This is a genomic window from Embleya sp. NPDC020886 (genome assembly GCF_044333915.1).
Lineage (GTDB): Bacteria > Actinomycetota > Actinomycetes > Streptomycetales > Streptomycetaceae > Embleya.
The window spans coordinates 20,613-31,117 of record NZ_JBIRRX010000031.1; the positions used below are offsets into that span (position 1 = coordinate 20,613).

The 10,505-nt window shown below is 71.9% G+C and carries 9 protein-coding genes; 5 read left to right on the forward strand and 4 right to left on the reverse strand.

Features of this window, described 5'->3' with window-relative positions; all coding sequences use genetic code 11:
• The first annotated feature begins 20 nt into the window (after nt 1-20).
• The 4 genes from ACH4U8_RS45515 (at nt 21) to ACH4U8_RS45530 (ending at nt 5,393) form a co-directional block, all read left to right on the forward strand.
• The gene (locus ACH4U8_RS45515; protein ID WP_395784587.1) at nt 21-935 is read left to right on the forward strand and encodes an NAD-dependent epimerase/dehydratase family protein; all 915 of its coding nucleotides are present in this window, start codon (nt 21-23) and stop codon (nt 933-935) included.
• Nucleotides 935-2,248: an enolase C-terminal domain-like protein gene (locus tag ACH4U8_RS45520; protein ID WP_395784577.1), complete on the forward strand. Its 1,314-nt coding sequence runs from the start codon at nt 935-937 to the stop codon at nt 2,246-2,248. Before ACH4U8_RS45515 ends, ACH4U8_RS45520 begins: the two co-directional genes overlap by 1 nt.
• A gap of 261 nt (nt 2,249-2,509) precedes the next feature.
• Nucleotides 2,510-3,586 carry a LacI family DNA-binding transcriptional regulator gene (locus ACH4U8_RS45525; RefSeq protein WP_360318768.1) on the forward strand — a complete coding sequence of 359 codons (1,077 nt, stop codon included), beginning with the start codon at nt 2,510-2,512 and terminating at the stop codon, nt 3,584-3,586.
• Nucleotides 3,587-3,779: 193 nt separating this feature from the next.
• Nucleotides 3,780-5,393 (forward strand): FAD-dependent oxidoreductase, encoded by a 1,614-nt coding sequence (locus ACH4U8_RS45530; RefSeq protein ID WP_360318766.1) that lies wholly within the window; start codon nt 3,780-3,782, stop codon nt 5,391-5,393.
• A gap of 48 nt (nt 5,394-5,441) precedes the next feature.
• On the opposite strand, the gene ACH4U8_RS45535 is transcribed toward ACH4U8_RS45530, so the two are convergent.
• Both ACH4U8_RS45535 and ACH4U8_RS45540 read right to left on the reverse strand, forming a co-directional pair.
• The gene (locus ACH4U8_RS45535) at nt 5,442-5,999 is read right to left on the reverse strand and encodes a hypothetical protein (RefSeq protein ID WP_395784579.1); all 558 of its coding nucleotides are present in this window, start codon (nt 5,997-5,999) and stop codon (nt 5,442-5,444) included.
• Between the two features lie 130 nt (nt 6,000-6,129).
• On the reverse strand, nt 6,130-6,924 hold the full coding sequence (locus ACH4U8_RS45540) for a metal-dependent hydrolase (RefSeq protein ID WP_360318762.1): 795 nt from the start codon (nt 6,922-6,924) through the stop codon (nt 6,130-6,132).
• Nucleotides 6,925-7,125: 201 nt separating this feature from the next.
• Between ACH4U8_RS45540 and ACH4U8_RS45545 the strand changes: the two genes are divergently transcribed.
• Entirely contained in the window at nt 7,126-8,190 is a 1,065-nt protein-coding gene (locus ACH4U8_RS45545) for an NAD(P)-dependent oxidoreductase (RefSeq protein ID WP_395784581.1), read from the forward strand.
• A 33-nt stretch (nt 8,191-8,223) separates the two neighbouring features.
• Here the strand turns inward: ACH4U8_RS45545 and ACH4U8_RS45550 are convergent, their stop codons facing one another.
• A complete protein-coding gene (locus ACH4U8_RS45550; RefSeq protein WP_395784583.1) occupies nt 8,224-9,015 on the reverse strand; it encodes a class I SAM-dependent methyltransferase in 792 nt (263 codons plus the stop codon).
• A 383-nt stretch (nt 9,016-9,398) separates the two neighbouring features.
• Nucleotides 9,399-9,701: a hypothetical protein gene (locus tag ACH4U8_RS45555; RefSeq protein WP_395784585.1), complete on the reverse strand. Its 303-nt coding sequence runs from the start codon at nt 9,699-9,701 to the stop codon at nt 9,399-9,401.
• Between the last annotated feature and the right edge of the window lie 804 nt (nt 9,702-10,505).

Below are 10,505 nucleotides of genomic sequence, written 5' to 3' on the forward strand. Positions count from 1 at the left end.
CGGGACGTGGGGGGTTCGGGGTGGAGGCGACCCGGGCTTGCCCGGCGCGGGTCCTGGTCACCGGTGCCGCGGGGCGATTGGGGACGGCGGTGTCGGCCGAACTGGCGGATCGGGGTGTGCCGGTGACGGCGTTGGTGGCGCCGCCGGCTTCCGCGTCGGCCGGCTCGCCTTCGGTCGACGAGGCCGTGCGGTTGTGCGTCGATCGGGTGGTGGTCGGCGATGCGCGCGACCCGGCGGCGGTGGCGGAGGCTCTCGACGGGGTCGATGCGGTGATTCATCTCGCCGCGCTCGCCTCGCCCGAAGTCGCCCCGGCCGAGGTGGTGTTCGGGACAAACACCCAGGCCACGTTCGTGGTGCTGAACGAGGCCGGCCGAATGGGGGTGCGGCGCGCGGTGGTGGCGAGCAGCCTGTCGGTGACCGGCCTGCCGTTCGCCCGCTCCACGCCTCGCCCGCAACCGGCCTACCTGCCGCTGGACACCGCGTTGCCGCTGCGCGTCGAGGACCCGTACGCGCTGTCCAAGCAGGTCGACGAGGCCACCGCCGCGATGATGCACCGGCGATACGGCATGACGGTGGCGGCGCTGCGCCTGCCGTTCCTCGGCGATCCGGATCGACTCGCGGGGCACGCCGCGCGGTTGGCCGCGAATCCGGCGCTCGGCGCGCCGGAGGTGTGGAGTTACCTCGACCTGCGCGACGCGGCCCGGGCGTGCGTACTGGGCCTGACCGCGCCGGCGGTCACCGGCGCGCCGGTGTTGTTCGTGGCGGCGCCGGACACGCTGATGGCGGCGCCCACCGGCGAGTTGCTCGCCGCCCATCTTCCGGACGTGCCCCGCCGCGCGGTGTTCCCCGCCCGGTCGGTCCCGATCGATCTGACCCCCGCCCGGCGACTCCTCGGTTTCACCGCCCGGCACCCGTACCCCCAGGAGCGACCCTGATGACCACGTCGGAGACGACACCGGCCGAGCCGGCCGACGCCGCGGCGATCCCGGCCGCGGCGATGCCCGAGACGCAGGCCCCGTGGCCGGCCCGGGACGCGTTGCGGATCACCGCGGTGCGGGCGATCGTCACCGCGCCCGGGGGTGTTCCGCTCGTCGTGGTGCGGATCGACACGTCCGAGCCGGGGCTGTACGGGCTCGGCTGCGCCACCTTCACCCAGCGCTTCCACGCGGTTGTCGCGGCCGTCGAGGAGCACCTCGCGCCGATGGTGATCGGCCGGCATCCGGGCGACATCGAGGACATCTTCCGGATGTTGCACTTCTCCTCCTATTGGCGCGGCGGCCCGGTGCACAACAACGCGCTGTCCGGAATCGACCAGGCGTTGTGGGACATCGCCGGCAAGCGACTGGGCGTACCCGTCTACGAGTTGCTCGGCGGCCGGGTGCGGGCCGGCGCGGCGGTGTACACCGGGGCCCGCGGCGGCGACATCGAGGAGTCGATCGAACGGGTCGCCGCGCTGGCCGAACAGGGCTACCGCTACGTGCGGTTGCAGACCGGCGGTCCCGGTCTCGGTACCTACGGCGCGAACGGTGCGCCGGGCGGGTACCCCGGCGCGCCCTACCCGGACGGCTGGGACGTCGGCCACTACCTGCGGACCGCCCCGCGCCTGTTCGAGCGGGCCCGGGAGGTGCTCGGCGACGAACTCGGGCTGCTGCACGACGCGCACAACCGGCTGACCCCCAAGGAGGCGGTGGGGCTGGCCCGTTCGCTGGAGCCGTACCGGCTGTTCTTCCTGGAGGATCCGCTGGCGCCGGAGCACTTCGACCGGTTGCCCGAGGTGCGGGCCGCCGCGCCGATGCCGATCGCCTCCGGCGAGTTGCTCACCTCGATGACCGACGCGACGCGCCTGGTCACCTCCGGCGGCGTCGACTACCTGCGGGTGCACGTCTCGGCGGTGGGTGGGCTGACGCCGGCCCGGAAGTTGGCCACGCTGTGCGAACTGACCGGCGTACGAACCGCGTGGCACGGACCGCCGGACGTGTCGCCGGTGGGCGCGGCGGTCAACGTCACGCTGGATGTGACCAGTGCCGCGTTCGGCATTCAGGAACAGCACGTCTACCCCGAGCGGGTGCACGAGGTGTTCCCCGGCACGCTGCGCACGGTGGACGGCTACCTCACGCCGTCGGATCGGCCCGGTTGGGGCATCGACCTGGACGAGGCGATGGCGGCGAAGTATCCGCCGCGGACACATCTGCACGAGCGCTGGGCCGCCCGGGTGCGGCGGCCCGACGGCGGGTTGGAAGCGCCCTGAACCGCGTATCGTCACCGGATTGTGCGCCGTCGTGTGCCGGCGTGGCGACTGTCGGATCGCGCCGATACCGGTTGGCGCCGATATCTGTGCCCACCGGTACCCGCGCCCACCGATGCCGGTTCACGCCGATACCGGCTCACACACCGTCACCGGATATACTGGATTCATAGATCTGATGCGCATTAGGAGTTCGTCGACGGCCGTTCGATCGTCGGTCGTTGCATTCCGGGTCATTCCGTTGCCAGCCATATGGAGGAGTACATGAAGCCGATCGGGGGGCCCGGGCGGCCGGCTGGTTCACGCGCGAACCGGCCCCGTCAGGCGGACATCGCCCGGCTGGCCGGCGTCTCACAGCCGACGGTGTCCCTGATCCTCAGCGGCGGTTCGGCGGCGGTCGGGATCGCCGACGAGACCCGGCTCAAGGTGATGGCCGCCGCCGAGCAGCTCGGCTACATGCCCGACCCGATAGCGAAGCGACTCGCGGCCGGCCAGAACAACCTGCTCGGCCTGTATACGTTCACCGCGACCTTCCCCACCGAAATGTCGCACGCCTACCACCCGTTCCTGGTCGGCATCGAGCAGGAGTCCGCGGCGCAGGGCTACGACCTGCTGATGTTCATCGCGTCGAGCATCACCGGCGAACGGCCGCACGCGGAGGTGCTCAACCGGGTCCGGCTGGCGGACGGTTGCCTGTTCATGGGCCGGCATCTGCCGATCCGGGAGATGGACCGGCTGCTGGCCACCGACCTGCCGGTGGTCTATCTGGGCCGGCACGACGACTTCGGCGACCGACTGCCGTACGTCGGCGCGGACTACGTGACGGCGACGGCGGAGGTCGTGCGTCACCTGGCCGAGCTGGGCCACCACCGGATCCTGTACGTCCGCGAACTCGACGACGCGATCAGCGCGGTCGACCGCGAAGCGGGGTTCCGCCGCGGCATGGCCGAGTGCGGACTGCCGGTCGAGCGGTCCACCGTGGTGCGCACGGACGGTTCGGACCTGAGCGCGGACCGGCTGCGCGGCTGGTACGAGCAGGGCGTCACCGCGATCGTCACCGAGGCGACCGACACCGACGCCGCGCACCGGGCGGTGCTGGCCGCCGCGTCGACCGCCGGCTACCGATTCCCCGAGGACCTGTCCCTGGCCACCCTGGGCGCCCCCGAACACGCGGTGCCCGGGCCGGCCTTCCTGTCCGGCTTCTCGGTGCCGCGGCGGGAGATGGGCGCGGCGGCGGTCCGCCTGCTCACCGGACTGATCGCGGGGGAGCCGAATCTGGCCAGGCATCAGTTGATGAGTTGCGAGCCGGTGCCGGGGGAGACGGCGGGGGCGGTGCGGTGAGATCGCCGCGGTGAGTCCGCCGCGGTGAGGTTGGGCCGGCATCGGTGGAACGGCCCTGTCGGCACGCGCTCTTGCGCCCGCCTCGGTGGTCCGCTTCGGTCTTCCCCTTCACCCGCGCCGGTCCACGTCGCCCGTGCCGGATTCGGTTTCGCCCGTACATCCATTCATCAGCGCGTTCACGGAAGGCTTCAGCATGTCCGAAATCAGCACCGAGGTCCTCATCGTCGGCGGCGGCCTCGGCGGAGTCGCCGCCGCACTGGCCGCGTGCCGGGCGGGCCGCACGGTCGTTCTGACCGAGGAGACCGACTGGATCGGCGGCCAACTCACCGCACAGGCGGTGCCGCCGGACGAGCATCCCTGGATCGAGAGCTACGGCGCCCCGGCGAGCTATCGCGAACTGCGCACCGCGATCCGCGAGCACTACCGGACCTGGTATCCGCTCACCGGCGCGGCCCGGGCCCGTCGCGAACTCAACCCCGGCGCCGGCTACGTAAGCAAGTTGTGCCACGAACCGCGGGCCTCGCTGGCCGTGTTGCAGGCGCTGCTCGCGCCACACCTGGCGTCCGGGCGGCTGCGAATACTCCTGGAGCACGTGCCCGCCGAGGTGTTCGCGGACGGCGACCGGGTGCGGGCGGTCACCCTGTGGGGCGTGCGCACCGAGGAGTCGCACACGATCAGTGCGGCGTACGTGCTGGACGCGACCGAGACCGGCGAGTTGTTGCCGCTGGCCAAGGCCGAGTACGTCACGGGCGCGGAGGCCCGGGACGAGTACGACGAGCCGAACGCGCCCGCGCAGTACCAGCCGTTGAACATGCAGGGCATCACGTACTGCTTCGCCGTGTCGTACCACGAGGGTGAGAACCACGTGATCGACCGGCCTGCGGACTACGAGTTCTGGCGGTCGTACCGGCCGGACTTCTGGCCCGGCCCGCTGCTCGGCTTCCTCGCGCCCGATCCGCGCACGCTGGAACCGGAAGCGCGCACCTTCGACCCGCGACCCGGGGGCGACCCGCTCGCGGTGAACGCCGACCAGAGCGCCAACGCGGGCGGCGACGACCTGTGGTTGTTCCGCCGGATCCTGGCCAAGGGGCTGTTCGAGCCGGGCGCGGTCGACTCGGACATCACGCTGGTGAACTGGCCGTTGAACGACTACTGGTTGCGGCCGATCATCGAGGTCGGCGCGGACGAGGCCGCCGCCGCGCATCGGGAGGCCAAGCAGCTCTCGTTGTCGGTGCTGTACTGGCTCCAGACCGAGGCGCCCCGGCCGGACGGCGGTACCGGGTATCCCGGACTGCGGTTGCGGCACGACGTGGTCGGCACCGCCGACGGGCTGGCCAAGTCCGCGTATGTGCGCGAGTCGCGGCGGATCCGCGCGGTCACCACGGTGACCGAACACCACGTCTCCCGGGACATCCTGGGCACGCACGGGATCCACCACTTCCCGGACTCGGTGGGGGTGGGTGCGTACCGGATCGACCTGCATCCCTCGACCGGCGGGGACAACTACATCGACGTGGCCAGCGTGCCGTTCGAGATCCCGCTCGGTGCGTTGTTGCCGATCCGGATGCGCAACCTGCTGCCGGCGGCGAAGAACATCGGGACGACGCACATCTCCAACGGGTGCTATCGACTGCACCCGGTGGAGTGGAACATCGGCGAGGTGGTGGGGCACCTGGCGGCGTACTGCCTGAAGCGGGGCGTGGAACCGCATGCGGTGCGCGAAGACCTCGCCCTGTTCACCGAGTTCGCGGCGGAGTTGGACGCCATCGGGGTGGAGCGTCACTGGCCGGCGCCGGCGGGGTATTGAGGGGTGGGCGGTGCCCCGGGGCCTCGGCGCTTTGGCGTCCTGCCCGGTTCAGGGTCGGCGGAGGGTGTCCGCGGAGACCGCCCGGAAGCGTAGGAGCAGGGTGATCAGCGCGAAGAGCAGCAGCCAGGTCAACGACCAGCCGAGGTCGGCGCCGCTGCCGACGGACGACGCCACGCTCGGCACGCCCACGCCGGCCACGGCCATCAGGGCGAGCATCGCGAAGAAGCCGGCGCGGATGAACCTGGCGGCGGTGTACCGGAATCGGTAGAGCAGCAGGAGGCGGGCGAGCGACAGGCGGCGCGGCGGGTCGACGTTGCCCGGGCCTGCGGAGACCACGAGCGCGCTCGCCTGGTCGAGCCAATGCTGGGCAACGCGACTCGCGTTGCCCAGCTCCTCCGGGCTGCCGGGAAGCCGTTGGCGGGCCTCCCACCACAACACCGCGAAGTCGACCTGCCGGGTCGCGTCCTCGAACGCGCGCAGCCGACGGCCGGTTTGCGATCGGCTCGCCTGACGGTCCTGCCAGGCGACTGCGAACACCCCTACGGCTGCGGTCAGTACGGGTACCACCACCGCGACCACGACGGCAGCCACGTCCTCCGCGCGCATCGACGCTCCCGTCGTTCGAGCCGGAACATCCAGCATGACAGCGGCGATTGCGCGCCGCGGGCAAACCGTTTCGACGGGTCGGCGCGGGTGTGGGGGAGGCGGGTACCGAGCGGTGGGACCGGCTTCGGACTCAGCCGAGGTAGCCCAGTGCGCTGACGGCGCCCAGGCCGCCGGCGCCCATGAAGAGGGGCATCAGGACCTTGACTTCGACCTTGGCGCCCGCGCGGAAGCGCATGGACTTCGGCGGCCCGAGGGGGTACCAGCGCTTGCGGCCGATCGGTATGGGCCACAGGATCGGGCAGCCGGAGATGGTGAGTGCGTCGCCGATGCAGTGGGTCAGGGCGCCGAGGGCGATCGGCAGGCCGACCCACCAGTACTCCTGGCCGGGTTCGGTGAAGAACCAATTCGAGCCGTTGCCGGGGCGGTTCAGGATCTCCACGAGCATCCAGGTGCTGGTGGCGCCCAGCAGCCAGACCAGGATGTCGCTGTGCAATCGGGCCTGGCGCCACAGCAGGCCCTCGATGGCGAGCACCATGTGCACGAACAGGACGCCCAGTACCCCCCACCGGCCGCCGTACGCGCAGATCGCGGACGCGCCGGCGCCGACCAACAGGGCCCAGACCCAGGTGTGGGTGAGGGTGCGGTGGCCGCCGTTGCGGCGGGGGTCGCCCTTCTTGCGGGTGGCCTTGTAGGTGGCGGTGGCGAGCGCGTCGACCAGGCCGCACAGGATCAGGGATATCGGCCCGAACGAGCGGGAGACGGTGGCGGCCTTGTGGTCCAGGTCCGGACCGAGGGCGGCGCCGGCGCAGATCAGCCCGCCGACCACCAGGACCGGCCAGGGCATCGGTCGACCGTAGGCATCGGCGGCGGCACCGGCGGCCATCCACGCGCATGCTCCGGACAGGGAATGGGCCGGCCCCATCATGTGGTCGTGCTCCTCTGGTGAACCCGGGCGAACCCCGAGCCCGCACAGTGACCGCAGCTTAGCGGTGGCGATCATGGTGGCCGCGAACGGCCTTGGACGGGTGTGGAGTTTGCTCGCGGTGCCCGTGGTGGTCGAAGGACTCGGGCGGGTGCGGTTCCCGGGTCGCTGTAGGGTCGGTGGCCTTGCGGGGAAGGGGTGCACGTGGAGCGGGCGCGAGTCCTGTTGTTGGACGCGGCTCCCGGCGAGTTGCTCGACCGGGAACTGGACCGGCTGCTCGGGCACGGGCTGGGCGTCACCTTGAACCTGCGCCGGGTGGGCGACCGGGGCGCTGCGCGGGCGGGCTGGGGTGGGCGGGTGGACTTCGCCGATTTCGACGCCTTCGACGAGGGGGCGCTGATCGCCGAGTTCGTGCGGGACGGGATCGGCTACCACGCGGTGAAGTCCCGTGCGGGTGTGCCGTTGCGTGCGGCCTTCCTCGCGGCGGCCACCGATCCGACGCTGGCCAATCGGCTGCGGGTGATCGGGCGGGCCGGGGCGGGTACCGATCATGTCGAGTCGGCCGCCGCCGGCCGGCACGGTGTCGTGGTCACGCACACTCCGGGCTCCAACGCGAACGCGGTCGCGGAGTTCGCCCTGGCGCAGTTGCTCGCGTCGACTCGGCACCTCACCGCGCACAACGCGGCCGCGCACCAGGGGCGTTGGAGTGCGCCGAGCGCGCCCGCGGTGGAGTTGGCGGAACTGACCCTGGGGATCGTCGGGTTGGGCCGGATCGGGTCGGCCCTGGCCGAGCGGGCGAGCGCGCTGGGCATGACGGTGCAGGGCTTCTCCCGGCGTCCGGAGGCCGGGACCTCGGTGCCTCGGGCGGCATCGCTCGCCGGCCTGTTGGCGACGAGTGACGTGGTCTCCCTGCATCTTCCGCTCACTTCGCAGACCCGAGGACTGATCGGGCGGGCGGAGTTGGCATCGATGCGACCCGGGTCGATCCTGCTGAACACCGCCAGGGGTGGCATCGTCGACGAGCAGGCGCTGGCCGACGCGCTGAGCGATCCGGCGGCGCCCCTGGTGGCGGCGGCGGTCGACACGTTCGAGCACGAGCACGCGGCCTTCGCGTCGCCGCTCTTCGGCCTGCCGAACGCCCTGCTGACCCCACATGTCGCCGGCATGACCAAAGGCGCGATGGCCACGGCGGCCCTCCGCTGCGCCGACCACATCGCGGCCCTCCTGGCAGGCCGCCCGAGCGGCGTACCGGTGGTGGCGACGGGCTGAAATCGGCCCGCTGGGCGCTCGGGGGGAGGGCGCTCAGCGGGTGGGCGGTCGCGGGGTGTGGTGGTCGGCGCGCAGGCGGAACACCGTGGAGTCGGCGTCGTCCCGGGCAGGGTTGCCGTCCGAGTCCGTGACGGACACCGTGGTCAGTCCGGCTGCCGCGACGAGCGCTCGGAAACCGTCGCGGGTGTACCAGTGCAGCAGCCATGGCCGTTCCACGACGGCGCTCGCGTCCTGGGCGTGGTGCTCGTGGCGGTCGTGGCGTTCGTAGCGCAGCAGGGAGATCTGGGTGCGCTCGGCTTCGTTGCGTTCCTCGGATACGAGGGTGAAGCGCAACCGTGCGCCGTCGGCGGCGGTGGCGGTACGGGTCGCGCCGATCCGGTCGGCGGGGGTGGGGGCGGGGATGTGCAGCGGGATCAGCGCGGAGCCCCCGTCGACCAGGTGGCGGCGAATGCCTTCGAGCGCGGCGCCGGCGGCGTCGTCGTCCGGAAGCAGGTTGAAGGTCGGCCCGGCCAGGAAGATCGCCCGGAAGCGGCGGGGCAGGTCGAGCGCCTCCATCCGCTGGTGGTGGAGGGTGACCGTGACACCCGCGTCGTCGGCCCGACGTCGGCAGCGCGCCAACATGTCGGCGGAGGAATCGACCCCCTCGACGTCCAGCCCGCGCCGACGCAGATCGAGCAACGGATCACCGTCCCCACAACCCAACTCCAGCGCCGGTCCGCCCACTTCGCGAATGAAGGCCGCATGGACCTCGGGATCGGGGTCGAGTGATCGCAACGGGGCGTAGGACTCGGCGACGATGCCGGTGTAGAAGTCGGCGGGCTCCATGGCTTACGCATCCGTCCTTCCGTCGATTTCACGACCGTCACCGACACTCGCCGTGCCGACCGCCGGCCGCGATCCACGCGGCGGTTCGGCGAGCGTGGGCCGACGCGTCCCCGGGTTCTCGGCGCAGGGTAGTGCGCGGGGGTTCGGGGCCACCAGCGAATTCGGCCGCTGCTTGCCCGTGGACACCGCCGGCATTCCGCTCGCCGGCACCTCGGCCAGGGGCAACCGCGACGACGTTGTCCGGGCGATCCTGCTCCGTCAGGGGGCGCCGTCGGCGTGAGGCGGACGAGGCATGCCCGGTGCATCCGTGCCCAGGAGCCATTCCCTGACGCTCGGTGCGCGGGCCAGGAGCCTGCCGACGTGTGTGCCCTCGCTACGCGAGGTCACTCTCGGCAGGGGGCGAAGTCATCGGGTACGACGTCCAACAGGCTCCGCACCCGGTCTCCCGTACGGAGCACGACGAGCAATTCGCACCGCAACTGGCGCGGCAGGTGCGGGCGATGGGGCGTGCTGGTCCACAGCAACGGCCACAGGTAGTGGGTCCCCGCGGGCGCCGTATTCGCCTGCACCCATGCCGGGTCCAGCCGCTGGTTGAGCCTGAGCCGAGCCGCTTGCTCCTCCAGCCCGAGCAGCGCGGCCGTATCGAGCACCTTCAATTCCCGAGGCACCGCGTCGTCAGGGTCCATCGCCCAATGCTGCCCGACGGCAGCAGCCCGAGCTTCGGAACCGGCCCATCGAAGGTCGTTTGGTCGGGAGTTCCCGGCGAGCGAGGAGGGCGAGGAGGGCGAGGAGGGCGAGGAGGACGTTTGCGGCCGGCGGTTGGGTTTTGGTCGGCAGCGGGTGGCTCAGTGCTAAACGGTCGGCGTGGGCTGGCGGAGATGGGCCCGGTCCCATGGTCACCGGCGGTCAGGAGCCCTGGGTTCCCCGGCGAGAGGTGGGTGTTGCTTGCCGGAAAGGCGCTGGCAACGGCGGAGCGGGAGGGCGGCCCGGTGAGGTCCGCCGGGGAGCCTTCCCGGGTGGGTCGGGCGTTCGCTGGCCGGCGGTCGCGTCTTGGTGGGCAGCGGGTGGCTTTGTGCTAAACGGTCGGCGTGGATTGGCGGAGATCAGCCCGGTCCCACCGTCACCGGCGGCCGGGAGCCCTGGGTTCCCCGGCGAGAGGTGGGTGTTGCTCACCGGGAAAGGCGCTGGCAACGGCGGAGCGGGTGGGTGCTTTCGTCGGGTTCGCCGGGGAGCGTTCCCGAGTGGGCCGGGTGTTCGCGGCCGGCGGTTGCGCCTTGGTCGGCAGCGGGTGGCTTTGTGCTAAACGGTCGGCGTGGATTGGCGGAGATCGGCCCGGGTCCACGGTCACCGGCGGTCAGGAGCCCTGGGCTCCCCGGCGAGACACAGGTGTTGCTTGCCGGAAAGGCGCTGGCAACGGCGGAGCGGGAGGGGAGCCCGGTGAGGTTCGCCGGGGAGCCTTCCCGAGTGGGTCGGGCCGTTTCGACGGGCGT